General features: G+C 72.1%; 20 protein-coding genes, 1 tRNA gene and 1 pseudogene. 8 read left to right on the top strand and 14 right to left on the bottom strand.

Going from position 1 to position 26489, the window contains the following annotated elements:
* Window positions 1-65 precede the first annotated feature (65 nt).
* The 5 genes from thrC to OG904_RS08185 all read right to left on the bottom strand — a co-directional run bounded on the left by thrC (window position 66) and on the right by OG904_RS08185 (window position 5727).
* Window positions 66-1136: a threonine synthase gene (gene thrC, locus OG904_RS08165; protein ID WP_405488831.1), complete on the bottom strand. Its 1071-nt coding sequence runs from the start codon at window positions 1134-1136 to the stop codon at window positions 66-68.
* 6 nt (window positions 1137-1142) lie between these two features.
* Window positions 1143-2432 (bottom strand): homoserine dehydrogenase, encoded by a 1290-nt coding sequence (locus OG904_RS08170; RefSeq protein ID WP_405497860.1) that lies wholly within the window; start codon window positions 2430-2432, stop codon window positions 1143-1145.
* Between the two features lie 161 nt (window positions 2433-2593).
* Window positions 2594-3985: a diaminopimelate decarboxylase gene (gene lysA, locus OG904_RS08175; RefSeq protein ID WP_405488833.1), complete on the bottom strand. Its 1392-nt coding sequence runs from the start codon at window positions 3983-3985 to the stop codon at window positions 2594-2596.
* A 75-nt stretch (window positions 3986-4060) separates the two neighbouring features.
* A complete protein-coding gene (gene nrtL, locus OG904_RS08180; protein WP_405488835.1) occupies window positions 4061-5152 on the bottom strand; it encodes an ArgS-related anticodon-binding protein NrtL in 1092 nt (363 codons plus the stop codon).
* A gap of 104 nt (window positions 5153-5256) precedes the next feature.
* The gene (locus tag OG904_RS08185; protein WP_405497862.1) at window positions 5257-5727 is read right to left on the bottom strand and encodes a response regulator; all 471 of its coding nucleotides are present in this window, start codon (window positions 5725-5727) and stop codon (window positions 5257-5259) included.
* 106 nt (window positions 5728-5833) lie between these two features.
* On the opposite strand from OG904_RS08185, the gene OG904_RS08190 reads away from it, so the two are divergent.
* Window positions 5834-5905 (top strand) — tRNA-Arg (locus tag OG904_RS08190).
* Between the two features lie 706 nt (window positions 5906-6611).
* Here OG904_RS08190 and OG904_RS08195 read toward each other — a convergent pair.
* From OG904_RS08195 to OG904_RS08205, 3 genes and pseudogenes are all read right to left on the bottom strand, one after another.
* Window positions 6612-7155: pseudogene (locus OG904_RS08195) on the bottom strand (transposase).
* A gap of 275 nt (window positions 7156-7430) precedes the next feature.
* Window positions 7431-9911: a helicase-associated domain-containing protein gene (locus OG904_RS08200; protein ID WP_405488837.1), complete on the bottom strand. Its 2481-nt coding sequence runs from the start codon at window positions 9909-9911 to the stop codon at window positions 7431-7433.
* A gap of 173 nt (window positions 9912-10084) precedes the next feature.
* Window positions 10085-11518, bottom strand: coding sequence for an ATP-binding protein (locus OG904_RS08205; RefSeq protein ID WP_405488839.1), 1434 nt, complete (start codon window positions 11516-11518; stop codon window positions 10085-10087).
* Window positions 11519-12077: 559 nt separating this feature from the next.
* Between OG904_RS08205 and OG904_RS08210 the strand changes: the two genes are divergently transcribed.
* Together OG904_RS08210 and OG904_RS08215 are read left to right on the top strand one after the other, a co-directional pair.
* Window positions 12078-13061, top strand: coding sequence for an XdhC family protein (locus tag OG904_RS08210; RefSeq protein ID WP_405488841.1), 984 nt, complete (start codon window positions 12078-12080; stop codon window positions 13059-13061).
* Between the two features lie 365 nt (window positions 13062-13426).
* Complete coding sequence (locus tag OG904_RS08215) at window positions 13427-13828, top strand: DUF6479 family protein (protein ID WP_405488843.1); 402 nt, start codon at window positions 13427-13429, stop codon at window positions 13826-13828.
* 39 nt (window positions 13829-13867) lie between these two features.
* Here the strand turns inward: OG904_RS08215 and OG904_RS08220 are convergent, their stop codons facing one another.
* Together OG904_RS08220 and ligD are read right to left on the bottom strand one after the other, a co-directional pair.
* Window positions 13868-14776 (bottom strand): ATP-dependent DNA ligase, encoded by a 909-nt coding sequence (locus OG904_RS08220; RefSeq protein WP_405497864.1) that lies wholly within the window; start codon window positions 14774-14776, stop codon window positions 13868-13870.
* The gene (gene ligD / locus OG904_RS08225; RefSeq protein WP_405488845.1) at window positions 14776-15660 is read right to left on the bottom strand and encodes a non-homologous end-joining DNA ligase; all 885 of its coding nucleotides are present in this window, start codon (window positions 15658-15660) and stop codon (window positions 14776-14778) included. The genes OG904_RS08220 and ligD overlap by 1 nt, the downstream gene beginning before the upstream one ends.
* A gap of 31 nt (window positions 15661-15691) precedes the next feature.
* Here ligD and OG904_RS08230 point away from each other — a divergent pair, with 31 nt between their 5' ends.
* Entirely contained in the window at window positions 15692-16867 is a 1176-nt protein-coding gene (locus OG904_RS08230; protein ID WP_405488847.1) for a Ku protein, read from the top strand.
* Between the two features lie 436 nt (window positions 16868-17303).
* Here the strand turns inward: OG904_RS08230 and OG904_RS08235 are convergent, their stop codons facing one another.
* A complete protein-coding gene (locus OG904_RS08235) occupies window positions 17304-18095 on the bottom strand; it encodes a nuclease-related domain-containing protein (RefSeq protein WP_405488849.1) in 792 nt (263 codons plus the stop codon).
* A 1438-nt stretch (window positions 18096-19533) separates the two neighbouring features.
* Between OG904_RS08235 and OG904_RS08240 the strand changes: the two genes are divergently transcribed.
* The 3 genes from OG904_RS08240 to OG904_RS08250 all read left to right on the top strand — a co-directional run bounded on the left by OG904_RS08240 (window position 19534) and on the right by OG904_RS08250 (window position 22629).
* Window positions 19534-20160: a hypothetical protein gene (locus tag OG904_RS08240; RefSeq protein WP_405488851.1), complete on the top strand. Its 627-nt coding sequence runs from the start codon at window positions 19534-19536 to the stop codon at window positions 20158-20160.
* Between the two features lie 424 nt (window positions 20161-20584).
* A complete protein-coding gene (locus OG904_RS08245) occupies window positions 20585-21379 on the top strand; it encodes a hypothetical protein (RefSeq protein WP_405488853.1) in 795 nt (264 codons plus the stop codon).
* Window positions 21376-22629, top strand: coding sequence for a histidine kinase dimerization/phospho-acceptor domain-containing protein (locus tag OG904_RS08250; RefSeq protein ID WP_405488855.1), 1254 nt, complete (start codon window positions 21376-21378; stop codon window positions 22627-22629). The genes OG904_RS08245 and OG904_RS08250 overlap by 4 nt, the downstream gene beginning before the upstream one ends.
* Window positions 22630-22961: 332 nt before the next feature.
* Here the strand turns inward: OG904_RS08250 and OG904_RS08255 are convergent, their stop codons facing one another.
* The 3 genes from OG904_RS08255 to OG904_RS08265 all read right to left on the bottom strand — a co-directional run bounded on the left by OG904_RS08255 (window position 22962) and on the right by OG904_RS08265 (window position 25115).
* The gene (locus OG904_RS08255; protein WP_405488857.1) at window positions 22962-23240 is read right to left on the bottom strand and encodes a hypothetical protein; all 279 of its coding nucleotides are present in this window, start codon (window positions 23238-23240) and stop codon (window positions 22962-22964) included.
* Window positions 23241-23250: 10 nt separating this feature from the next.
* On the bottom strand, window positions 23251-23967 hold the full coding sequence (locus tag OG904_RS08260; protein WP_405488859.1) for a TetR/AcrR family transcriptional regulator: 717 nt from the start codon (window positions 23965-23967) through the stop codon (window positions 23251-23253).
* Between the two features lie 218 nt (window positions 23968-24185).
* Window positions 24186-25115, bottom strand: coding sequence for a diiron oxygenase (locus OG904_RS08265; RefSeq protein WP_405488861.1), 930 nt, complete (start codon window positions 25113-25115; stop codon window positions 24186-24188).
* Between the two features lie 185 nt (window positions 25116-25300).
* On the opposite strand from OG904_RS08265, the gene OG904_RS08270 reads away from it, so the two are divergent.
* Window positions 25301-26407, top strand: a complete 1107-nt coding sequence (locus OG904_RS08270) for a ferritin-like domain-containing protein (RefSeq protein WP_405488863.1) — start codon at window positions 25301-25303, stop codon at window positions 26405-26407.
* Window positions 26408-26489: the final 82 nt, after the last annotated feature.

Raw genomic sequence — 26489 nt, forward strand, 5'->3', positions numbered from 1 at the left:
GCCTTCGAAAGACTTCCGGAATCCGGCAACTCGGTTACTGCCGTACTTCTGGCCGGAACTCCCGGTCAGACGAGACCGAGGCGCACGGCGGCGGCCTCGGCGTCGACCGGAATGGTGACCGGCTGCGGAGCGCCGGCGACCGCCCAGTCGGGGTCCTTCAGGCCGTTGCCGGTGACCGTGCACACGATCTTCTGGCCGGGGTCGACCAGGCCGAGCTCGGCGGCCTTGAGCAGACCGGCCACGGACGCGGCCGAGGCGGGCTCGACGAAGACGCCCTCCTGCGCGGCCAACAGGCGGTAGGCCGCGAGGATCTGGCGGTCCGTCACCTCGTCGATGAAGCCGCCCGACTCGTCCCGGGCCTGCAGGGCGTAGTCCCACGAGGCCGGGTTGCCGATGCGGATCGCGGTGGCGATGGTGTGCGGCTCCTTGACGATCTCCCCGCGCACGATGGGCGCGGAACCGGAGGCCTGGAAACCCCACACGCGGGGCGTACGGGAGGCCAGGCCGTCGGCCTTGTACTCCTTGAAGCCCTTCCAGTACGCGGTGATGTTGCCGGCGTTGCCGACGGGCAGCACGTGGATGTCGGGGGCGTCGCCGAGCGCGTCCACGATCTCGAACGCGGCCGTCTTCTGGCCCTCGATGCGTACCGGATTGACGGAATTGACCAGCGCCACCGGGTAGTTGTCGGACAGCGCGCGGGCGAGGTCCAGGCAGTCGTCGAAGTTGCCGTCCACCTGCAGGATCTTGGCACCGTGGACCAGGGCCTGGCCCATCTTGCCCAGCGCGATCTTGCCGCGGGGCACGAGGACGGCGCAGACCATCCCGGCGCGCACCGCGTAGGCGGCGGCGGAGGCCGAGGTGTTGCCCGTGGAGGCGCAGATGACGGCCTTGGCGCCGTCCTCCTTGGCCTTGGTGATCGCCATGGTCATGCCGCGGTCCTTGAAGGAGCCCGTGGGGTTGGCCCCCTCGACCTTCAGGTGCACCTCGCAGCCGGTGCGCTCGGAGAGCACCTGCGCGGGCACGAGGGGAGTTCCACCCTCGCGGAGCGTGACCACGGGAGTCGCGGCCGTCACCGGCAGACGGTCCCGGTACTCCTCGATGATGCCGCGCCACTGGTGGGTGCGATTGCTGCTCATGGGTCCTTACTCCCCTTCAACACGCATGATGCTGGCCACACCGCGGACGGTGTCCAGCTTCCGCAGCGCCTCGACGGTCCCGGAGAGGGCGGCGTCGGGTGCCCGGTGAGTGACGACGACGAGGGAGGCCTCGCCGTCCTTTCCCTGCTGGCGGACGGTGTCGATCGACACCCCGTGCTCGGCGAAGGTGGTCGCCACCTGGGCGAGTACGCCCGGCTTGTCCGCCACATCGAGGCTGATGTGGTAGCGGGTGACGACCTCGCCCATGGCACTGACCGGCAGCTGGGCGTACGCGGACTCGCCCGGCCCCTTTGCCTCGGCGAGCTTGTTGCGGCAGACGGCGACCAGGTCGCCGAGGACCGCCGACGCGGTCGGAGAACCGCCCGCGCCGGGCCCGTAGAACATGAGCCGCCCGGCGGCCTCCGCCTCGACGAAGACGGCGTTGTAGGCCTCGCGGACGGAAGCCAGCGGGTGGGTCAGCGGGATCATCGCCGGGTGGACGCGCGCGGTGACGGACTCGCCGTCGGCGGCGCGCTCCAGGATGGCGAGGAGCTTGATGGTGCAGCCCATCCGCTTGGCGGACGCGAAGTCGGCGGCGCTGACCTCGGTCATGCCCTCGCGGTAGACGTCGTCGAGGCGGACCCGGGTGTGGAAGGCGATGCCGGCCAGGATCGCGGCCTTGGCGGCGGCGTCGTAGCCCTCCACGTCGGCGGTGGGGTCGGCCTCGGCGTACCCGAGGGCGGTGGCCTCGTCGAGGGCCTCCTGGTACCCGGCGCCGGTCGAGTCCATCTTGTCGAGGATGAAGTTCGTCGTGCCGTTGACGATGCCCATCACCCGGTTGATCTTGTCGCCCGCGAGGGACTCGCGCATCGGGCGGACCAGCGGGATGGCACCGGCGACGGCGGCCTCGTAGTACAGGTCCAGCCCGTGCTGCTCGGCCGCGGCGTGCAGGGCGGCGCCGTCCTGGGCGAGCAGCGCCTTGTTCGCCGAGACGACGGAGATGCCGTGCTCGAAGGCGGTGGTGATCAGGGTGCGGGCCGGCTCGATGCCGCCGATGACCTCGATGGCCACGTCGATGTCGCCGCGTTTGAGCAGCGCGGTCGCATCGGTGGTGATGAGGGCCGGGTCGATGCCTTCGCGCACCTTGGAGGGGCGGCGTACGGCCACGCCGGCGAGCTCGACGGGCGCGCCGATCCTGGCCGTCAGATCGTCGGCGTGCGTCGTCATGATGCGCGCCACCTCTGAGCCGACCACTCCACAGCCCAGCAGCGCCACCTTCAGCGGACGCGTACGCATCATTCGACCTACGCCTTTCGATCTTCACAGCAGTACCTGGTGAGCGGTTTGCATCCCAGGTGTGAACCAGTCTCACTCAATGGACAACAGTTTCCACCCTCGGTCCATTGAGTGAGACACCTATTTCAGGGTCTGGGGGGCTTCCCCCAGAAGAATGCGGATCATCCGAGGTCGAGGCGCAGGAGATCCTCCTCCGTCTCCCGGCGGACGATGACACGGGCCCCGCCGTCGCGCACGGCGACGACGGGCGGCCGGAGCGCGTGGTTGTAGTTGCTGGCCATCGAGCGGCAGTAGGCGCCGGTGGCCGGGACCGCGAGGAGGTCCCCGGGAGCGAGATCGGCGGGCAGGAACGCGTCCTTGACCACGATGTCACCGCTCTCGCAGTGCTTGCCCACGACGCGCACGAGCATGGGCTCGGCGTCGGAGGTGCGGGAGACCAGGGTGACGGCGTACTCGGCGTCGTAGAGGGCGGTGCGGATGTTGTCGGACATGCCGCCGTCGACGGACACGTACGTCCGCAGTCCTTCGAGGGGCTTGATCGTCCCGACCTCGTAGAGGGTGAAGGCCGTCGGACCGACGATGGCCCGTCCGGGTTCCACGGAGATCCGCGGGGCGCGCAGACCGGAGGCCTCGCACTCGCGGGCGACGATCTCGTGCAGGGCCTTGGCGATCTCCTGCGGCTCGCGGGGATCGTCGGCGGAGGTGTAGGCGATGCCGAGCCCGCCGCCGAGGTCGATCTCGGGCAGCTCGACCCCGTGCTCGTCGCGCACGGCGGCCAGCAGGCGCACGACGCGCTTGGCGGAGACCTCGAAGCCGGCCATGTCGAAGATCTGCGAGCCGATGTGGGAGTGGACGCCGAGCAGCTCCAGGCTGTCGTGCCCCAGCGCCCGGCGCACCGCCTCGGCGGCGGAGCCGTCGGCCACGGCGATGCCGAACTTCTGGTCCTCGTGCGCGGTGGCGATGAACTCGTGGGTGTGCGCCTCCACGCCGACGGTGACGCGGATCTGCACGGGCTGGCGTACGCCGAGCTCGCGGGCGACGTGCGCGACGCGGGCGATCTCCTGGAAGGAGTCGAGCACGATCCGCCCCACGCCGGCCTCGACTGCACGGGTGATCTCGGCGGTGGACTTGTTGTTGCCGTGGAAGGCGATCCGGTCGGCGGGCATGCCGGCCGCGAGCGCGGTGGCGAGCTCGCCGCCGGAACACACGTCCACGTTGAGCCCCTCCTCGCGCAGCCACTTCACGACGGCCTTGGAGAGGAAGGCCTTGCCTGCGTAGAAGACGTCCGCGTCCGGCCCGAAGGCGTGCGCCCAGGCGCGGCACCTCGCGCGGAAGTCCTCCTCGTCGAGGAAGTAGGCGGGCGTCCCGAACTCCTCGGCGAGCTTGGTGACTTCGATCCCGCCCACGGTCACGACACCGTCGGCGTTGCGGGCGACCGTCCGCGCCCAGACCTTCTCGTCGAGCGCGTTGAGATCGGCGGCCGGCGGGGAGTAGTGGCCCTCGGGCAGCACGTCGGCGTGGCGGGGGCCGGCGGGGTGTGCGGAACGGCTCATCGAAACTCTCTCTTCACAATCATCCGGAGCATCCGGACCGCAGGTGAATCACATCGGATCACGTGCGCATCCGCATCACAGGTGGTCGGGCGCGTCTATACCGAGGAGGGTCAGGCCGCCGGCCAGCACCGTCCCGGCGGCTTCGGCAAGGGCCAGCCGGGCGCGGTGGGCGGCCGAGGGTTTCTCGTCCCCCTTGGGCAGAACGGCGTACTGGAAGTCGAGCAGGGCGTCGGCCAGCACGACGAGATGCCGGACGAGCCGCTCGGGCGCACGGTGGTGCGCGGCGGCCTCGAGCACGAGGGGGTGGTCGGCGAGGGCACGGATGAGGGGGGCGCCGCGGGGGGGCTCTTCCGGGGGATGGCGGCGGGGGGTCTTGCCGCCGGGGGTCTCTTCCGGGGCCTCGCCGCGGGGGGTCTCTTCCGGGGTCTCGCCGGGCTCGGCGCGGAACCCGAGCTGCTCGGCGTTACGGGTCAGGGCCCGGACCCGGGCGTGGGCGTACCGCACCCGGAAGAACTCACTGGACTCGTCCTGCACCAGCAGCCACGCAGGAAACATGGGGGTCTCGTGTCCGGGCACGCAGAGCATCGCCCAGGCGGCGGCATCGGCCCCGTAGGCGGCGCACACGTCCCCGTCCCGCTTGGCGACGGGGGCGACGGGGGCGACGGGGGTGACGCGGGCGGCGTCGAGGGGCCCGGTCCGCTCCCCGGCCCCACCCTGACTCCGCCCGATCCGCAGCACGGCCCGGCCTACGACCCGCTCACGCAGGTGGGCGGTATCGAGGAGGCCCTGGTCTTCGGGGACGTCGCTGGTGGCGCCGGCGGCGAACCCGTACCGAAGCCCTTGCTCACGAACGCTCCGTACGAGCTCTCCCACCGGACTCGGGGCGAGTACGAAGTTCAGGAACCCGGCGCCGGTGACTTCCACGCGCTCGATCCCGGAAAGGTCCGCCAGCCGCGGGGCCAGCACCTCGGCCACTCCACGGGGTGCGACCCCGGCGCCCTTGGCCACCCCGAACGCGACGGGTGAGGCGTAGTCCCCCACTCCCCCGGGCCGGGTCCGCTCGACGACGACGCGCTCGGGTACGACCACACCCGCGGGCAGCTCCCCGTCCTCGACGGCGCGGCGCACGGCGCGCACGACGGAACGGGAGAGGTCAGCGGGGGTCACGTGGCCAGCCTAGGGGAGAAGGCCCCACGTCACGCGAACGGTTTCGCCATGTGAACAGAGGGGTCGCCGGGCAGCAAAGCCGGCACGCTCCCGGAGGACGGAAATCATCCCCTCCCCCTCCCTGCGGGAGCCCCTTTCCGCTCCCTGCGGTCACGGCGCTCGATGAGCCGGCGCACGACCCGCACCAGCTCGGCGGGCTCGAAGGGCTTGGCGAGGAACGCGTCCACCCCGGCGGCGATCCCGGCCTCGACCTCGTTCTGCGTACAGGCACTCACGATCGCAACGGGCAGGTCCCGCGTCCGGGGATCGGCCCGCAATTGCGCGGCCGCCCCGAAACCGTCCAGACGGGGCATGACCACATCAAGAGTGATCACATCCGGCCGCACGTGATGCACGACGTCCAGGCATTCGGCACCATCGTTCGCGGTCACGACCTCGAAGCCCTCCAGCTCGAGATTGACCTTGATCAGCTGCCGGATGACCTTGTTGTCGTCGACAACAAGCACCCGGCCCGAGGCGCCTGACACAACTCGAGAGTAGGTCGACCCGGGCCCCCGCGTCCGGGTTTTTGCCACTTCCACCCCCTCCGGGCGACCCACTCCCCCCTCCCCCTCAATCCGTTGCTGATCACCGTCCGGAAGCTGGTAGTGTTCAACCCGTCGCCGCAACACCAGCGACAGCGCCCCCGTAGCTCAGGGGATAGAGCAACGGCCTCCGGAGCCGTGTGCGCAGGTTCGAATCCTGCCGGGGGCACTCCTGCTGGACCAGCGTGAAACACCCGCTGATCTGCACGAGTGCCAAGCATGAAGACCTGGACCCAGTCCCACTGAGTCCAGGTCTTTGTCGTTGTTACGCACTGCTCGCGATAGACCTGCGATAGAGGACGGGCTCGGTCAGGCGCTAGGGCTGTGGAGATCACTCTGGATGGCAGATGAGCCCTGCGTCGCCTCCATGACCTTGGCCCGTGAGAGGCGCAACCGCCGACGCCACACGAACTTCGACCGCTGGGGATGCCACAGCACATCCTGTACAAGCTCCGCAGCACTGGCGTAGGCATCGAGATGGGCCCCGGCTACACCGCCGGCGTACGGGTGCCCCGGGTCCTCCGTCCAGTTCCTTCGACTCTCGCCGAAGGTCGCTAGGGTCGTCCTTCCGTACCATTGCGAAACTTCCCGAGGGACTCCCGCGATGAGGGCAGCAGACTCGAAACTGTGCACAGCCTTCCGGAGCTCCCCCATTCGCCCTCGGCACTCTGATACCAACGCCTCTGTTCTAGCGCGGCCATCGACTCGCGGGCTGCCGCTCGCGACTGACGCCTTTCGGGAGCCGCAGTCACGTACTGAGAGACGACGGCTCCGGCACTTCCTGCTCCGAGCAACTGCAGAAGCGACATGAAATCAACCATCTGCCGAAAGTAGCCACGTATCCAGGTACCCGACACCCACGCTGAGACCGTGTCCTATGTGGTGAGGCGGACGAGGCGTTTGTAGCAGCAGATGGCGGCGGCGCGGCCGAGAAAGGCCAGGTAGTTGCGGGGGGTGCCGTTCGTAGCGGTGGTTGAGGCGGCGGTAGCCGGTGAGCCAGGACACGGTCCGCTCGATCACCCACCGGCGCCGACCGAGTCGTTCCGATGACTCGATGCCCTTGTGCGCAATGCGGACCAACCTCCGTTCCCCACGCAGCCATTTTCGCAGGTGGGGAACGTCGTAGGCCTTGTCGGCGTGGAGGCGTTGGAGTTTGAAGTGGCGACCGCGGTGGGGGTCGTGTCTCGTTTGGCGACCCATGATCATGGGCTTCAGGGCGAGGCTGTCGTGGGTGTTGGCGGCGGCGACGCAGACAAGGAGGGGCAGTCCGTTCGCGTCCGACAGGACGTGGGGATCACGTCGGTCCCCCGCCCGTCGACCGTGCCAGCGATTCGGGGCCTGCGAGGACGCCCACGCCGCAAGCCCCGGCGTCTGTATGCCGGTCGGGGCTACGACTTCGACAAGTACGGCCCACCCCATCCGCCGAGCGCTCCGTAGAGCATCAGGCCTGCTGCCAAGTTGGCCGGGCCGTACAGCCACAGCCGTGAAGAGACCCAGTGACGATCCAGAGAAGGGCTGTCCAGACAGTGCTGAAGTCCAGGAAGAACATGATCAGCCAAGCGGCGGTGTCCGGCGTCGCCTGCGCAAGTTCCTCGTGCCCCCGGAGGAGGACGGTCGCGGAGTGCATCATGCTTCCCAGGCCCACACGCCGCACTGACAGCGCTGTTGGGTAACGGCGCCGCCCAGCACGCGCCTTACCCGGTCCCGGTGATCGTCACCGCCAGGTTTCGGGCACTGGAAGGGACACCCAGACCTTGTTGTTCGCCGTAGGGGGGGTGGGCCTGGTCGAGGGACGGGAGGAGGCTCGGTGCGCGGTCGGTGGGGGCACGGTCCAGGACCGTGGTGCCCGTTTCGGCTTCCTGGGTGGGGGCGTAGCCGGCCGTGCGGAGGGCTGACAGCGTCTCCTCCGGCGGGGCCGTGGAGATCAGGACCGTGGGGGCGATGCGGCGCAGGCCCAGTTTGGTGAGGCCGCGGGACTGGGCCACCTCGGCGATCAGGGCGGTGTCGTCGGAGCGGATGCAGCAGGCGGAGCGGACGACCTTGAGTTGGCCGTGGGTGCGGGCGGTGTCCTTGATCGTGTAGGCCAGTGGTTGGGGGAGGGGGGTGTCGCGCTCGCTTGCCGCCGTGAGGCGGTCGAGGAGTTCGTCCGCGCTCCAGCCGGCGTCCAGGGCCCGGCGGATGGAGGTTGCCGTGATGCGCCAGACCACCGCGTGCCCCTCGGACTCGATGTCGCCGACGGCGGAGAGCAGGTCGGCGAGGGCGGGCGCGGGCGCGCCGGTGACCGTGGCGGTCAGGTCGCTCTGGAACCGGGCCTTGTCGCTGGGCTCGGGCAGCGCTGCGTACAGCTCCTCGCGGAGGGTGGTCACCGCCTTCGCCAGGGTGGGGCGGAGGGCGAGGTCTTCGCCCAGGCCCTCCGAGCCGCGGGCGGACGGGTCGGCGCCCGCGCCGGGCACTGCCGGATAGTGGTGGGCGGCTCCCGCCTCCAGCAGCCGGCACAGGGCCCGCCCGGCAGGGGTGAGCGCGCCGTGGGCCACCACACCGAGCAGGGCCGCCTCTGTCAGGGTGGCCGCCATGCGGTCGAGGACTTCGTCCAGGCCGGTCAGCTCCCCCGTGGCGTCTGTGGCCAGGTGAGCGCGCAGGGCGGGCTGGAACCATGCGGCCAGGGAGAGCAGTTCGGTGTATCCGCGCGCGTTCGCCGTCAGCCCGTGTCCGTCGGGGAGGACGGCGAGCGCTCGCAGGACCCCGGTGCGGAGGGTCACGGCGTCCTCGTCCTGCGGACTGATGAGCGCGACCGGGGTCTCGTCGGGGTCCGGCCAGTGGCTGAGTACTGCGGGGACCACGGCCCAGGCGGCCAGGAGCGACAGCAGTTTGCCCGCGGGCGGGGCGGCGGCCCAGGCGTCGTAGCGGTCGCTCGGCAACAGCCGGGCGGAGGGCTTGGGGCCCTTAGGGTTCCGGCGGCCGCGGGAAGCGGGGGCCGGTTCGTCGTCCCGGGGCGCGGCCAGTCCGGCGTTCACCGCGAGGTCCAGCCACAGCCGGGTGTCCGCCTCATCGGCCCCGGCCGCTTTGGCCAGCCGCCGGGTGTCCCGTACGGCGATCCCGCCCGCCTTGCGGATCGCGACCGGCTGGGCGGCCAGCGCCCGCAGGACCAGTTCGGCCCGCCAGGCGGCCGCCGCGGCGGCCGTGCCGCCCTCGCCCTTCCAGCCGGACGGCAGCGGCGCGGTGGCGGTGAACGGCTCCGGCTCCAGCCGGGGGCTGGGCGCCGCGCCCGCATCGCGGAGCGCACGGGCGACCTCGTACGGAAGTTCCACCAGGTCGAGGCCGGAGGGGATAAGCAGTCCGCGCCCGGCCAGCCAGTCGGTGCCCTCGTCGCCACTGCCGCCCTCCCGGAAGACGTACTTGGCGTCCGGGCCCGCGTACTGCCCCCCGTACCGGCCGACGAAGCAGTGGGTCCGCAGCAGCGGCGGGCCGGGTACCAGGTGGTCCAGCAGCTCCAGCGCCCGGACCGGGGCGTCCGCCACCAGCGCCCGCACCCGGGCGGGATCGGCGAGCAGAGCGGTGATCAGCTCCTGGGCCTGGTCGCGGGTACGGGCCGCCCCCTCGCCGAAGAGGTTGGCGGCGATCCGCTTGACCTCAGGGGCGTTGTAGGCGGTGGTCAGCAGCCGGTCGGCCGTACGCCCGTAACCGTCGAACCTGGCGGCGCGAACGTGCAGCAGTGGGGGGAGCGCCAGTCGGCCCTTGGGCGCGGGGAGCAACAGCGCGCGCTCCCGCAGTCGGGTGAGTGTGTGTTCCGCCCGCTGCCGCTTCTCCCCCGGTTCGAACCAGGACAGTACGTCCCGCTCAGGCACCAATCGGTCCGCGGGTTCCACGGGGGCAACGGGCTTCCGCTGTTGCCAGGGATACCGGGGCCCGTCCTCGGCCTCGCCGTCGGCTACGGGGCCGTGCCGCTCCAGAGCAAGGGCGGCGATGGAAGCGAGCAATTCCAGTTCTCCGGCGGTGCCCGCCATCAGGCCCTGACCCACCGACTCGTCGGTGAGCAGGTGTTCGGCGAGCTCGCGGAGGGTCGTGATCCGTCGGTACCCGGCGGCGAGCGGCAGATCACGCTCCTCCAGCAACGCGGTCAGCCGCTCGGGTTCCAGGGTGCCCAGCCATTTCGCGAGGGTGGTACGCGCATTCACCCGGCCAGGCTAGCGCCGTCAGGTCACCCCGCGGGGGTGAACCGGGCCCGTCACCTCGCCGCCGCGCAGACGGGCTTCGATGTCCGAAAGGTTCTGAGAATACGGTCGATGCCTCCGCCACTGGGCGCCCGGGGCAGGTACATCACCATGACCGTGCCTGGCGCTTTCCCCGGCTACCGCCAGGCACGGACAAGGTCCTCCGGACCCCAATGCGCCGCCAGAGGGAGATCGTCCTCGACACCGCAACGGGACACCGCAATCAGCGCCGTGTCCGACTCGGCGCCGGGCACGGCGAGCATGTCCCGCACCAGGGCGTCGTACTCACGACGGCCGAACGGCTGCGACTCCAGCCACTTCACCGAGCCGATGAAATGAACCTGCCCGGCGACGGGTTCACGGTCGGCTCCGATCAGGTCGATCTCCGGGTTGTTCTGCCGGTTCCACCAGCCCCCGACCGCCTCCGTCTGCGGCCACATCTCGTCGGGCAGCAGCCGCAGCAGCGACTCCCGGACGACCGGCTCGACGGCCCGGCCCCGCCATGTCGTCCACGACCGCTCGATGCGCTCCAGCGCCAGATCACCGCGACCGCGCTCGATGAGCGGGATCCCGCGTTGCAGGAAAGCCAGCCAGAACCGCAGGTACGGATCGGCGATGCGATAGCGCTTGTTCTTGCTGTCCGCCTTGACCGAGAGCGGCAGGTCAGCGGCCAGGACCCGTTTGGCCAGCAGCGTGTTCAGCAGCGGAGACAGCGTGCCCGAGGGCAGCGCGCCCGCACCGCCGGCCTGTGCGGCAATGGTGGAGAAGGTCCGCTCGCCGCTGCCGACCGCTTCCAGGATCGCGCGCGAGTGGGACGCCTCGGGAAACTCCCCCAGCAGCGACAGTTCGCCCGCCACCAACAGCGGGGCAAGTGGGTTGGACACAGCCTCGCGCAGAAAGTCCTGGCGGCCCATCCCCGGCCGCCAGGACTGAACGATCTCCGGGAACCCTCCGGTGATCAGCAGCGCGTCCACGGCTTCCGCCGCGTCAAGGCCGGTCATCGCCTGCACATCGGCCAGATGCAGCGGCTGTACGGTCATCTTGGCCGCCCGGCCGAAGAAGGGGCGGCCATAGGACTGGAGCGCCTCCATCACCGACATGTCACTGCCGACCAGGATCAACAGGACGGGCTTGGCGGACAAGTGTCGGTCCCAGACCGTCTGCAGCGCCCCCTCGAACTCCCCGTCCTGTTCGACCAGCCACGGCACCTCGTCGACCACCGCAATGCTCGGTGCATCGTCCGGAATCGCGACCGCCAGGGAACGCAGTGCCTGGTTCCAGTCGGCGGCCTGCAGCCCGGCCACCAGCTCGGCCCCGGGAAGAGGGGAATGCGCCAGCGTCGCGGCGAAGTCCGCCCGCTCGGCCACCGCGTTGCGTCCCCGGGTCGCCTGGAAGACCACGTAAGGAAGCCCGGAACGGTCGCAGAACTCCTGGACCAGACGAGACTTGCCCACCCGGCGCCGGCCCGTCACGGTCACGGCCTGACCGCGAGTGGCCCCCGTACCGCCTACCACCAGCCCCAGCTGCCGAGCCAGCTGATCCAGGTCGGCAGACCTGCCCTTGAACTCCATCGGCGCCCATCCCTAGCATTCGTTAAACATAGATTCGATATTACGTAGATTGAATCTTACTTAGATCCTAGCTCGCTTCCAACGCCTCGCCGACAGCCCCGCCGAGGCGGAGGGGAGATGAAGTCGCGTGCCTCCACGCGATTCCGCCGACGCGGCTGCCTCTCGTCGTTCCGCGCCCCTTCGGGCGGAGTGCCGACGTAGAGGAGATCACGTCCGCGTGGACGGTCCGCAGGGGCCGCTCGATCCGGCGTACTTGGACGGCCGCGTCCCCGCTGTGGCCGCGTTGTTCGCGTCAGCCGGGTCCCGGTGACCACCCACAGGGCCCCGTAGGCGCGATCGTCCCGTGACCATCTTTTGGAAGGTTGGCCGGCGGGCCAGGGTGCGTGCCAGGTGGGCCCGGACTGTTCCGGTGGTCCGTACGAAGGAAGTGGGGCTGGATCTGTGGGTTTTGGGGGGTGGGGGTGGGGGGCTGGGGTGCGTAGGTTGGGGTGGAGGCCACTTTGCGCCGCTGACCTGGTGCTTTGTGGCGTGCTCTGACGGTGAGGATGGGGCTGCGCGGATGCGTGACTTGGTGGAGACGGCTCAGCGGTGGGTGGCCGAGGGGCGGGTCGGGTTTCTGGCGCGGCCCGTGACCGAGCAGGGGTTCGGGCCGCGGGATCCGGCCGGGGCCCTGCTCGTGGATGCGCGCGGGGAGTGTGCCGGGGCCCTGTACCGGGGGGTGTTCGACGCCGAGCTCGTGGCGGAGGCCGCGGCGATGGGGGTCGGGGAGACCGCGCGGGTGTGCGAGGTGTCCGTGGGGGCCGGCGAGGCCGTCGAGGCGAAGCTGACGTGCGGTGGGCAGGCCGAGGTGCTGCTGCAGCCGCTGAGCGCGATTCCCGCCGAGTGGTGGGAGCTGCTCGGGCAGGGGGTCGGGGTCGCGCTCGTGACCCGGTTGAGCGAGCGGGCGGATCGGGCCGTCAGTGTCGTGGTGCGGGGTGCGGACGTCCCGGGGAACGACTCCGAGCGGCGGGCCGGGGAGCTGCTGAGGAGCCGGCGGCCGGGGCGGGACGCGCTGTACGGGGGTTCCGGGCTGGTGCTCGTGGAGGCGTACCCGTCGGCCCCGTACGTGGTCATCGGTGGTACCGGGGAGCTCGCCGAGGTCATCGAGGCGCAGGCCCGGCTGCTCGGGTGGGAAGTGAGTGTCGTGGCTTCCGTCTCCGAGGCGGAGAAGGTGCTCGAGGCGCGGAGGGACGCCGCGTGTCTCGCCATGCTCAGTCATGATCCGGAGTTCGACGTGCCGACGCTGCGGACCGCGCTCGCGCTCGGGATTCCGTACGTCGGCGCGCTCGGCTCCCGCAAGACGACCGCGCGGCGGAGCGAGGGGCTGCTCGCCGCCGGTGTGAGCGAGGAGCGGCTGCGGACGGTGCACGGGCCGATCGGGCTGGATCTGGGCGGCCAGACCCCGGCGGAGACGGCGCTGGCGATCTGCGCCGAGATCCTGGCGGTGCTCGGGGGCCGGGAGGTCCGCGGGGTGCGCGACGCGGACCGGCCGCTCAAGGGGTGAGTCCCCCGTCTCGACGGACGGGGGGGGGACGGAGGACGGAGGACGGGGGAAGGGGGACGGGGGACGGAGGGACGGAGGGACGGAGGGACGGGGACGGGGACGGGGACGGGGACGGGGACGGGGACGGGGACGGGGACGGGGACGGGGACGGGGACGGGGGCGGAGCGACGGAGGGGCGGGCGGTTCGTTCCGCCGGGCCATTCCCGGCGGGTCCGCTCCGCCGGGCCATTCCCGCCCGGTCCCATCCCGCCCGGTCCGATACCGCCGGGCCCGATCCCGCCGGGCCCGTTCCCGCCGGGCCGATACCGGCCGGTCCATTTCCGCCAGTCGGGTGGAAATTGGGCTGATGCGGGAAACTGGGAAGTATGGACACGACTCTGACCTTCCTCGCGTTGGACAGAACACTGACCAACATCGCGTGGTTCCTGGTCGTCGGGCTCATCGTGGTCGGCTTCCTGCTCGGCGGTTTCATGCTGGGCAAGCGGGTCCGGGCACAGGAACCCGCACCGCCCACTCCCGAGAGCCAGCCGCACCTGCCCGACGGCGGTGCGGTGTACGAGGTCTCCGAGGAGCGGGAGTACGTCGAATTCCCCGAGAACGGACTGCGCCCGCACGAGATGCAGGGTTACGGGAACTTCGGCTCCCGGACCCACAGCCATCAGGACGAGGCGCGGGCGGAGCGGGAATCCGGGTACGAGCACCCCAATCCGCCACCCCGGAAGCAGCCTCCGACCGTGCCGCCGCTGGGCGGCGTCAAGCCCGCCTGACCGACCACGACCCGTGACCCGCGGCCATCCCGCCGCGGGTCACAGGTCCGTCCGCAGCCGCAGCACCTCCGGCGGCGGGTGGCGGGCCGAGGTGTGGCGGACCTCGGCGGTCAGGGGTGGGTCCAGGGGGTGGAAGGGGACCTCGCCGAGGCCGATCGCCGTGACCGTGGCTCCCCCGGCCCCTGACCCTGCCCCCGCCCCCGCCCCCGGGGCCCCGGTGGCCACCGCCGCCGCCACCTCGGTCCGTAGCGCTGCCGTCAGCGGGCTCGACACCAGCGGGGTCCCGTCCCCGACCGGCAGCACCAGGACGAGGGCGAGCGGGCGCCGGGCGGTGCCCGTGTAGCCGACCACCGCCGCGTCGCGGACGTTGGTGTGGCGGAGCTTGCGCCAGGCCCGGCGCCCGGCCGGGTAGGCCTCGTCCAGCCGCTTGACGACCAGGCCCTCGATGCCGCTGGCGGGCAGGGTCTCGTACCAGGTCTCCGCCAGCTCCGGGTCGGTCGTCATCGGCACCGGCTGGAGCGGTGGGCCCAGCGGCAGCAGCAGGTCGACGAGGAGCGCGCGCCGGCGTTCGTACGGCCGGGCGCGCAGGTCCAGCCCGGCGAGCTCGAGGACGTCGAAGGCCGCGTACGAGGCCGGCAGGCTCTGTGCCAGTACGGCGGCCCGCGCGGCCGTGGCGGCCGCCGCCCGGCGCTGTACGAGGGCGAACTCGGTGCGGCCCGCGTGCCAGACGACCACCTCACCGTCGAGGACCGTCCCGGCCGGGAGCCGGCGTGCGGCCGCGGCGAGGTCGGGGAAGGCGCCGGTGACGATGCGGCCGGACCGGGCCTGGAGGGTCACCCCCTCCAGGGTGCGCAGGACGAGGAGGCGGTGACCGTCGAACTTCGGCTCGTACGCGAGACCGGGCGCGCGCGGCAGGGTCCGTACGGCGGCGGCGAGCGCGACGGTGATCACGGGATCCGCCCGGCCAGTCCGGGGTCGAGCAGGGGGGCGAAGAGATCGCCGTCGCGAGCCAGCCGGGGTGCGATGTCGTCGGCGAGGAAGACCAGGTCGGAAGGGGTCCGGCAGGCCTCGACCTCCGCCCAGGAGACCGGGGCGGAGACGGTGGGCAGGGCGCGGGCGCGCAGCGTGTAGGGGGCCGCCGTGGTCTTGGCGGCGGCGTTCTGGCTGTGGTCGACGAAGACCTTGCCGGGGCGCAGCGCCTTGGTCATCCGGTGCACGACGAGGTCGGGGAGCTCGCGCTCGGCCTCCTGGGCGAGGGTCTTCGCGTACGCCGACACGTGCTCGGAGGGGGTCGGTTCGAGGGGTACTGCCAGGTGGAGACCCTTGGACCCGGAGGTCTTGGGGCAGGCGCGCAGGCCATCGGCGGCGAGGCGGTCGCGGAGCCAGAGGGCGGCGGCGCAGCATTCGACGGCGGTGGCGGGCGGGCCGGGGTCGAGGTCGAGGATCAGGCGGTCGGCGAGGGCCGGGGCGCCGGCCGGCCACTGGGGGGTGTGGAACTCCACGACGAGGTTGGCGGCCCACATGAGGGTGGGCAGGTCGGCGATGACCACCTGTTCGGCCCGGGGGTCCTCGGAGCGCGGGACCGGGGTGGTCTTCACCCAGGCGGGGGTACCGGGCGGCGGGTTCTTGGTGAAGAAGAGCTGGCCGTCCGGGCCGTCGGGGTAGCGGAGGAAGGACACCGGCCGGTTGGCGATGTGGGCGAGCAGGGAGTCCGCGACCGTGGCGTAGTAGTGGAGTACCTCGCCCTTGGTGAAGCCGGTCTCGGGGTAGAGGACCTTGTCGAGGTTGCTGAGCGCGATGCGACGGCCCTCCACCATGGTGATCGGCGTCATACGATGAGATTGCCACGAAACAGGAGGAACCGTGCGATCCATATGGAACGGGGCAATCTCCTTCGGCTTGGTCAGCATTCCGATCAAGCTCGTGAACGCCACCGAGAGCCACTCGATCTCCTTCCGCCAGATCCATGTGAGCGATGGCGGGCGGGTCCGCTACCGCAAGGTCTGCGAGCTGGACGGGGAGGAGGTGTCGACCGCCGAGATCGGCAAGGGGTACGAGGAAGCGGACGGGTCCATCATCCCGATCACGGACGAGGACCTTGCGCAGCTGCCGATCGCCACCGCCAAGACCATCGAGATCGTTTCCTTCGTGCCCGCGGATCAGATCGATCCGCTGCAGATGGACGCGGCGTACTACCTGGCGGCGAGCGGGGCGACGGCGGCCAAGCCGTACACGCTGCTGCGGGAGGCGCTGAAGCGGAGCCGGAAGGTCGCCATCGCGAAGTACGCGCTGCGGGGGCGGGAGCGGCTGGCCATGCTGCGGGTCGTCGGCGACGTGATCGCGATGCACGGGCTGCTGTGGCCGGACGAGATCCGGGCGCCGGAGGGCGTCGCGCCGGAGGGGACGGTGTCGGTGCGCGAGGCCGAACTGGACCTGGCGGATGCGCTGATGGCGACGCTGGGGGAAGTGGAGATGGACTCGCTGCACGACGACTACCGCGAGGCGGTGGAGGCGATGGTCGCGGCGAAGGCGGGCGGGGAGGACGGGGCGGTGGCCGTGCCGGCGGCTTCGGAGGAGGCCGGGGGGCAGGTCATCGACCTGATGGCGGCGTTGGAGAACAGCGTGCGGGTGGCGAAGGCGGCTCGGGCGGGGGCGGATTCCGATTCGGAGGCGGTGGCTGCGGAGGTTACGCCGATTCGGCGGAAGCGGGCGGCCGGTGCAGGGGCTGCGCCCAAGGCGGGGGGTGGGAAGAAGTCGACGGCGGCGGGGGTCCGTGGGGGTGGGGCCGGTGCCGGTGCTGGGGCTGGGGCCGGGGCCGGGGCCGGGGCCGGGAAGAAGTCGACGGCTGCGCCGGCTGCGAAGAAGAAGCCGGCGGCTGGGGCTGCGGCAGCGTCTGCGGCTGCGGCTGCGGCTGCGGCTGCGAAGAAGTCGGCCTCGGCCAAGTCCGCGGGGGCGGGGACGAGGGCGAAGGGGGCTGCCGCTTCCGCTTCCGCTGCTTCGAAGAAGGCCGCGACGCCGCGCAAGCGGTCCTCCGCCTGAGGGGGCGGTCCGCCTTGCGGATCGGCCGCCCTGTAGGTCCGCCCTGCCGATCGGCCCGCCCTGCGGGGCTGTCCCCTACCCGCCCTTCCCCCGTTCCCCGGGCTCCGCCCGGACCCGCCAAGCCCGGGCTCCGCCCGAGGCCCCTGGGGCTCCGCCCCAGACCCCGGTCCTCAAACGCCGGACGGGCTGGGGGTGGGTCCCCGAGCGCCGGGCCGCTGGGGGCCGGTCCCCCAACGCCAGATGAGCTGAGGGCCGGTCCACACACGCCGGACGACCGAGGGGCGGACCCCGAACACCGGACGGCTGAAGGCCAGTCCCCACATGCCCGACGGCCGGGGGCGGACCCCCGGGCACCGGACGGCCGGGGGCGGACCCCCGGATACCGGACGGCTGGGGCGGTCCCCGGATGTCGGTGGCTGGAGGGGGCCCTTGATGGCTACTGCCAGGTGCGGTGGTCCCTTGCCGTGGCGTAGAGGGCTTCTACGTCCGGGGGTTTGAGGGTGGTGGGGGCGTTCGTCAGGAACGGGGTCGTGGTCGACGGGGTGAGGACTCTGAGGTCGCGGAGGGTGGGGGTCACCTCCAGGCGGGTGGCGTCCACCACCGCCAGGACCGGGGTCACCGTGGCCGACAGGGCGCGGGTCGCGTACGCCGCCGCGCGGCGGGCCGTGCGCGGGGCCGGGGCGGGCTCTGTGCGGCCCACCGCGATGAGGAGGTCACCGACCACCGCGCGCTGGCGGCGGCCCTGCACCGTGAGGAGGCAGAAGACCCCCGGCGGGCCGATGACCAGGTGGTCCGCGATGCCGGCGATGGAGTGCAGGACCCGCCAGTCCTCGGCCTCCGCCAGCGCGTCCAGCACCTCCCCCATCCGCTGCCGCGCCGTGAGCTCCTGGCGGAGCCGGTGACGGGCACGGGTGCCTGCGGAGCCGTGGGCGAGCTCGCCCAGGAGCTCCTCCCCCGCACGGTTCGGGGCCAGGTCCTCGTCGGGCGGGAGTGCCAGACGGAGCAGGTCCGCGGCGGTGGGGACGGGCGGCGGGCCGATCGAGACGGTCCCGTTCAGGTACGGGCGTAACGCGGCCAGGATCTCCTCGCGGCGCTCGTCCGCCAGCACGCTGATCCGGTTGGCCCGCCGGTCGTACCAGGCGACCGCCCGGCCGTCGGGCAGGTTCACGTACAGCCGACCGCGGCCCGGCCGGCCGCTCGGCAGCACCTTCAGTCCCCGCGAAGCCATTGGCCTCACCCCCGTCGTCCATGGGAGCAGCCCGGACGCCCGGCGGCAATCCCCCGGATGTGTCCTGTCCCGGGCAGCCGCGCCGGGTGGGGTGTGGGTTGGGTACGTCCTGGTGCGCGCACGGGGTCTGCCGGGCGCGGCCCCGGTGCCAGTGGCAGGTGGTGGTTGCAGGGGGAGGTGCCGGGCACAGAGCGGGGGAGCTGCCGGGCCCCTCGGGGGGCGTGTGGGGCGCGAGGCAGGGACCCTGGCAGAGCCCGGGGCCGGAGCCGGGGCCCGCTGCCGGAGCCCGTGCCGGAGCCGGGGCCCTGGCAGAACCCCCTGGCGAAGCCCGTTCGGAGCGTGCGGAGCGTGTTGCAGGGGCCGTGCCGGAGGCCTAGGTGGGGTGCACGGCGGGGGCGTTCCGAGGCGAGTGGCCGGCTCGTGGCAGCGGGCGTGCCAAGTACGCGTGCCGGGGCGCCTGGTGGGTGCTCGCCGGGGCCGGGGCGCGGGGCGGTGGCCTGCTCCGTGCATGGGACCGGTGGCCGCCGGTCCATGCACGGCGCGCGCCGCGCCCTGAGCCGGAACTCGAAATGGGTGCAAGGCAAGGGCCCAGCCACAGGCCCATGCCGGGACGCGGGGCGTCGGCCTGCTCCGTGCACGGGACCGGTGGCCGCCGGTCCATGCACGGCGCGCGCCGCGCCCTGAGCCGGAACTCGAAATGGGTGCAAGGCAAGGGCCCAGCCACAGGCCCATGCCGGGACGCGGGGCGTCGGCCTGCTCCGTGCACGGGACCGGTGGCCCCGCCGGTCCATGCACGGCGCGCGCCGCGCCCTGAGCCGGAACTCGAAACGGGTGCAAGGCAAGGGCCCAGCCACAAGCCCATGCCGGGACGCGGGGGGTCGGCCTACTCCGTGCACGGGACCCGTGGCCCCGCCGGTCCTTGCACGGCGCGCGCCGTGCCCTGGGCCGGATGGCTGCTGGTGCTCGACTGGCGACTGCCCGGCGAACGCCACGACCCGGGGCGAGCAGTTGTCGGCGCGTGTCCGGCACCGGTCTGGTCGTTGCCGCGACCCCGGGCGAGTGGCTTGGCGGCGAGCGCCCGCCGCCACGACCCGGGGCGAGCGGCTGCCGGCGCGTGTACGGCCCGCTGCTTGGTGGCTGCCCCGCCCCCGGGCGAACGGCCGGTGTGAGTGCCCGGCCGCCGGGACCCGGGGCGAGCGGGTGGCGGTGGGTGTCCGGCATGTTCGCGGTGGCTGCCGTGGCCTGGGGTGGGTGGCTCGCGGGGCGTGCCGGGTACTGGGGTGGGTCCGTGTAACGGCCCGTGTAACGGCCCGTGTAACGACTCCGTCGGGTCGCTGAGGCGTGGCTGTTACAGAAGCAACGCGTTACCGCAACGGCCGGTGCATACGTTTATCCCACCTGGACGCACCAGGGCCTGACCAGCACCGAAGGACGCCCCGTGAACACCGTGAGCCGCAGCCGCCGCACTCTCGTACGCGCCGCCGCCGTGGCCGTGTGCGCCGGGACCCTGCTGGCGTTCCCGGCGGCCGCCGCGCTCGCCGACGGGGTGCCGGCGGCTTCCTCGGCGCACGCCGCTTCCTCTGGGCACGCCGCGACTCCTCAGCGCACGCTGGTCCAGACCCTCTCCCTCGCCGACGGCGTCTCCACCGCGAGGGTGTACCGCGTCGCCAAGGACGCCTACCAGGCCGAGGTCCTCAACCCCGACGGCTCCAGGGCCGCCACGCTGACCAGCCGCGACGGCAGTACCGGCCTCGGTGACGCCGGGAAGCTGCACCTTGCGCTCCGGGCCGACGGCCGGCTCAGCTCCTGGGTCGGGGACGCCGGGAGCGGCGCGACCGGCACCGGTGAGCACGGGCACAAGACCGCGAGCCGGGACGGCCAGGTCGTCCCCGCCGTCGCGCCCCTGCGCTCCGGCACGGGAGCCGCCGAGGCACTGGGCCTGCACACCCTGGCCGACGGCCCGGGCGACGGCATGCTGCTGCTCGCCGCCGGGGGCGGCATCGCGGCGATCGGCGCCGCCGGTCTGGGCTTCGCCATGCTGCGCCGCGGGCGCACGGACGCGTAGGCAGCCCGCCAAGGAAGGCAGAGGGAGTCCCTCGGAACCTCCGGAGGGCATCGGGCGAGGCATCGGGCGAGGTGTCAGGCGAGGTGTCGGGCGAGGTGTCGGGCGAGGTGTCGGGCGAGGTGTCGGGCGAACTCTAGGAAGTCCGCGGGAGCTTCACGGAAGTCCGCAGTATGCGGGGGCGTCCAGGGGTGTCCCGGGGGAGCCCCCGGAAGGCTCACGGGATCCGGAGGGAAGTCCGAAGGAGCCCGAGGAACGGCCGCAGAAGCCCGGCGAAAGTCCGCCCGAACCCAAGCCGGGCCCGCAGGAGCCCCCCCCTCCGTCCCCTCGGCGCCGCCCCGCCCGGGCCGCACGTACGGGCAGAAACGATGCGGCTCTGCTTACTGTGGATCTGCACAGGGTTACGGGAGAGGAGGGCGTAAGGGTGATGAGCTCCCCCTCCGGCGCCCACCCGGGCCGTCGTGCCGCCACGGGGCTGCTGACCGTGCTGCTGCTGCCGCTGACCGGCGCCTGCGGTGACACCGGAGGGCTGGTTTCCGCCGGGGTGACGCCGACCGCGAGCGGGCCCGTGCATCTGTGGCCGGGGCGCGCGGGGGCCGTCGTACCGCCCGCCGATCCGGGGGGTGCGCCGCCCGAGTACGTCCCCGGGATCGCGCCCGTGCCGGACCAGAACGTGCACGTGATCGACCCGGTGGCCCTCGTCCAGGCGGAGCTGCGGGACCACCCGAACGTCCAGACCGGTCCCGACGGGATGCCCGGGGAGACCTCCGCCGCGATCAGGGCCTGCGGGGCGGAAGGAGCCGATCCACGGAAGTGCCCGGTGCTGACTCCGTACTACCGGGACCTCACCGGCAACGGCAAGGACGAGCTCATCGTCGGCATCGAGTACCCCGAGCAGCAGATGTCCGTACGCGTGTACACGGCGGACGCCGAGGGCCGGCTCAACCGGATCATGGCGACCACCGACACCGTCATCAGCGTCGAGCTCGCCGGCCGGGACGTGATCGTGCGGGTCCCGAGCGGCAACGCGGGCTACGAGGTGAACACCACCTGGTCCTGGGACGCGACGCAGCGCTCGATGCTGCCGACGCGGGAGCAGATCGTACGGGTGCCCGGGCAGGGGTCGGGGCCTGGACCGAGCTCGGGGTCGAGGCCGGGACCGAGCTCGGGGTCGGGGTCTGGGCCGATTCCGAGTCCCGGACCGGCCGGAGCGGCGCGGTGAGACCCCGGCTGCCCTCGTGGACGGCCACGCTGACCTGGAAGTCGGCCTGTTTCATCGTGGTGATGTGCTGCTCGCTGGCCGCGGTGCTGGGCGTGCTGGTGCACGTGGAGGTGACCCGGCAGACCGTCGCGACGGCCCGGGAGAAGGCCCTCGGCAAACTGCACGAAGCCTCGCGCGCCTACGAGGCCGGCGAGACCCTGCCGCCCGAGTCCGGGCTGGATCCGCCCGGGCTGCCGGACCGGCTGCGGGCGCTGGCCCTGTCCGGGCAGCGCGGGACGCTCGTGGCGGACTACGAGGGCCGGCAGCTGATGTGGGCGGCGGCCCCGGCCGACGGGAAGGCGCTGGCCACCGCGGTCGACTACGGGCAGAGCGCGCGGACGATCAGCGGCCTGGACAACGCGATCATCGGATCCTCGGTACTGGCCATCGGCGGGACGCTGCTGGTCGGCGCCTTCGCCGTGACGCGGGTGACCAGGCGACTGCACCAGACGGCGACGGTGGCCCGGCGGATCACCCAGGGCGACCTGGACGCGCGGGTCGGGGACCCGCGGACGAAGGATCCCTCCCGCCACCAGGACGAGGTGGCGACGGTGGCGGGCGCCCTGGACACGATGGCGGGCAGCCTGCAGGCCAAACTGCAGAGCGAGCAACGGTTCACGGCGGACGTCGCGCACGAGCTGCGCACTCCGCTCACGGGCCTGCAGGCGGCGTCGGAACTGCTGCCGGAGGGGCGGGCGACGGAGCTGGTGCAGGAACGTGTCCGCACGATGCGGCAGCTGACGGAGGACCTGCTGGAGATCTCCCGGCTCGACTCGGGCAGCGGCGTGGTGGAGACGGACCTGCACCAGCTGGGGCGGCTGGCGAACCGGGTGGTGCGGGCGTCGGGGACGGTCACGGAGGTGGTCGTCCTGCGGGACGCGCACGTGGAGACGGACCGGCGGCGGCTGGAGCGGGTGCTGGGGAACCTGGTCGCCAATGCCGACAAGCACGGCCGGGCGCCGGTGGTGGTGACGGTGGACGGGCCGGTGGTGACGGTACGGGACCACGGGGACGGGTATCCCGAGTACCTCGTGTCGCACGGGCCCCAGCGGTTCCGGACCGGGGGCGGGGGCAAGGGACACGGACTGGGGTTGACGATCGCGGTGGGGCAGGCGGAGGTCATCGGCGCGGAGCTGGTGTTCCGGCAGGCGGTGGATGCGGGCGGTGGGGCGGAGGCGGTGCTGACGCTGGTCGAGACCCGGGTGGAGTGAGCGCGGCCCCCGCCGTCCTCGGCGGGGCCGGCCGGGCCCGCGCCGGGATCCGTGGCCGCCGCCGTCCGCTGGCGCGGCGCCGCGGCCGCGCCTCGAACTCCCCCGGCCGCCGCTTGGAGGGGCCTCCTGGTGGCTCTGGGATCCGGCGCGCCGGCCGCCGCTGTCTGTGGTGCGGGTGGGCCGGGCCCGGGTCGTGGCCCCGACCACTTTCCGCTGCCGCACCGTGACCGCGCCTCAAACGCCGGCGGGGCTGGGATCGCCGCCCGCGGAGGCGGCGAGCTGGGATGAGCCGTCCTGCGGTGCGGGGTGGCCTGCCGTTGGTCAGGGGGACTTCAGGACATCGGCGGAGGGGTCGGCTTCGTCCAGGGCCAGCGGAGCTTCGGTTTGCGGGCGTCGGGGACGTAGGCGTACTTCCAGCCCTTCTGGAGTCCCAGGCGCTTCGAGTAGCCCGCCGGGACCCGCTCGTAGAGCAGCACCTCGGGGGCGCCGCCGTCCGGGTCGGGGACCGGGATCTCGTACCACTTCGGCGGGTGGCCGGTCGGGCCGAGGAGGACCGGGAGGGTACGGCCGTCCATCGGGCCGCCCTCGAAGGAGGTGGGTTGGCTTCTCACCCCTCCAGTCTCACAGCAGGTGGGCCGCCTCGGAGACCACCGGGATGACGCGACGGGCCAGCACCCCGACGGGACCCTCCGCCGATTCGAGCGCCAGGGCGGCGCGGGCCGCCTCTGCCGTCTCCGGGTCGGTGGCGGCCGTCGCCGTCAGGAGCGCGATGAACTGGTCCACCAGCCAGTCCCGGAGCGAGTCGACCTCCGGCTGCTTGCCCTCGTCGATCCAGATCAGCGAGGCCGCCTCGACCGCCGTGATCCACGTCCGCACCATCATCCGCAGGCGCGGCCCGGGGGCCGGTACGCCGAGGTGGAAGAGGATCGCCTCGGCCGCCGCCCGGCGGATGCCGTCGACGGTGGCGGTGGTGCGGGAGGTCTCGACCACGCTGCCGCCCTGGAGGAGCGCGGAGAAGCCGGCGTCGTGTTCGTCGACGAAGGCGAGGTAGCGGTCCAGAACCCGGGAGAGCCGCTGGGTCAGCGGTCCCGCCTGAGGTTCGGCGAAGCAGAGCCGCAGGGCGTCGGCCGCCGAGCGCAGGGCGGCCTCGTAGAGCTGTTGCTTCCCGCCGGCGAAGTAGCGGTAGACGAGGGGGCGCGAGACACCGGCGGCCTCGGCGACGTCGTCCAGCGAGACGTCCTCCGGCGCCCGGTGCGCGAACAACGTCAGGGCCGCGTCGAGGAGCTGGGCCCGCCGCTCGTCGACGCTCATCCTGCGGTACGCCCGTACGGCTGTCATGTCCGCAGGGTAACCCCACTGAACGGTCTTGAGGTGCGGGGTCTTCGGTCCAGGAGCCCCCCGACCGCGAAGTCCCCGTCGGGGAACCCCCTCCCGAAGGGCCTCGACCGAGGAGTCCTCAGATGCGGAAAACCCGGGAGCGTAGCCTCCCGGTGCGGAAACCTCAGGTGCGGAAACCCCCGGGCACGCAGCCCTCACATACGCCCCCCCCGGAGCCCTCAAGCCAGCAGCCCCGAGCGCTTCCACAGCTTGCGGCCGACCCCGCGCATGACGCCGATGTCGTCGAGGAAGTCGGTGAGCCGCTTCGCCCCGGCCTGCATGACCTCCCGGCGGTGGCCGCTCGCCTTGACCTGGGCCAGTGCCTCGCGCCGGTCGAGGCCGACGTTGTCGTAGACCGCCGGGTTCACGAAGGCCTGCGAGAACACGCGGGCCGCCTGGCCGCAGCTGACGCGGGTCAGCTCCTGCTCCCAGCGCGGGGCCGTGAGCATCTGGCGGCGCAGCTCCTCGCGGGCGTAGCGGACGTGGCGGGCCTCCTCGATGACGTGGATGCGGGTGACTCCGCGCACGAGGGGCTGGATGCGCTCGTCCGGGAAGGTCAGGCGCTGCATCCAGTCGAGGATCTCCTCGCCGAGGAGGGTGCAGGCGAAGGAACCGGGGGTGGTGGAGACGGTCTTCAGCACGCGGGCGAGGTTGTGGTTGGTGCGGGAGACCGGGTACTCGGGGGCGCCGCCCGTCTTGATCATGCGGGCGAACATCATCGAGTGGCGGCACTCGTCGGCTATCTCGGTGAGCGCGTACCGGACGTGATTGCTGGTCAGCGGCTTGTCGTAGATGTGCCGGGTGAGCAGCTGCATGAGGATGATCTCGAACCAGATGCCGAGCGAGCCGAGCGCCGCCGCCTCGTGGCGGGAGAGTTCGATGCGCTGCTCCTCGCCCATCTTCTTCCACAGCGGGGTGTCGAAGAGGGAGAGCAACTCCGGCGGCCAGTAGTACTTGCCGTCGATGGGCGGGGCGTCCCAGTCGAGTTCCCTGTCCGGGTCGAAGGAGTGCTTCGCCGAGGATTCGAGCAGCCGCTCGGCGATCTGCTCGCGGTCCTTGAGCAGGCCGAGGGCGTCGCGGAGCTCGGCTCGTTCGGTCACGGTGGTCATGGCTTCGGACACCTCGTCGTCGAGTTACCGGCGGTCACTTCTTATGAGACTGCCTGTCAGCAAGACCGTCAATCCCTCACGCACGACTTGTTGACCGCGCGTCTACCAACGTGTGACGCTGCCAACTGTCCGGTCCGGTCCTGTACGGAAGTAGTACACGGCTACGCGAGACATGGGGGGCGTCAGTGTCAACGCACGAGCTCTACACCAGTGACCCGGGTGGAACCGTCTGGTCGGTCCCCGCGTCCGGCAGTGCCCGCTTCAGCTGGGAGTACGCGGAGGGCCGCGAACGGCTGCTCGCGCTCTACCAGAAGGGCAAGGACAAGCAGTGGGACGGCGCCAAGCGCATCGACTGGGACATGGAGGTGGACCCGTACGATCCGCTGGGCACCCCGGACGAGGCGCTGCCGCTGCACGGCACCCGGCACTGGGCCAAGCTCACGGAACGGGACCGGGGCGAGCTGCGCCGGCACTACAGCGCATGGAACTTCAGCCAGTTCCTGCACGGCGAGCAGGGCGCGATGGTGTGCGCGGCGCGCATCGTCGAATCGGTGCCGGACCTGGACGCGAAGTTCTACTCCGCCACCCAGACCATGGACGAGGCACGGCACGCGGAGATCTTCGGGCGGTTCCTGCACGAGAAGATCGGGATGCTCTACCCGATCAACGACAGCCTGCAGGGCCTGCTCGGCGACACCTTGCGCGACTCCCGCTGGGACATGCCGTACCTGGGCATGCAGGTGCTCATCGAGGGGCTGGCGCTGGCAGCGTTCGGCATGATCCGCGACACCACCAACAAGCCGCTGCCCAAGCAGATCCTGGCCTACGTGATGCAGGACGAGGCACGGCACGTGGCGTTCGGGCGGATGGCGCTGCGCGACTACTACAAGCAGCTGTCGGACGCCGAACTGCGCGAGCGCGAGGAGTTCGTGATCGAGGGCTGCTACCTGATGCGGGACCGGCTGCGCGGGGTGGAGGTGCTGGAGAACTTCGGCATCCCCCGCAAGGAGGCGGAGGACTTCAGCGAGCGCTCCGAGTTCCTGGCGCTCTTCCGCAAGCTGCTGTTCAGCCGGATCGTGCCCTGCGTGAAGGACATCGGGCTGTGGGGCGAGCGGCTGCAGAAGGCGTACCTGGACATGGGCGTCTTCGAGATGGGCAACTCCAACCTGGACCTGCTGATGCGCCAGGACGAGGAGATCGCCGAGGCACTCGACCGCGAGCGGTTCGCGGCCGAGGAGGAGCAGCGGGTGGCGGAGGTGGCCGGGACCATCGCCGAGGGATCGGCCGGCTAATGCGGTGAGGCGAGGTGAGGTGACGTGTGAGGTGAGGTGAGGTGACCGGCGGGAACGGCCGCAGCCGGTCCCACTCGCCGTC

It is taken from the genome of Streptomyces sp. NBC_00096 (assembly GCF_045041305.1).
Taxonomy (GTDB): Bacteria; Actinomycetota; Actinomycetes; order Streptomycetales; family Streptomycetaceae; genus Streptomyces.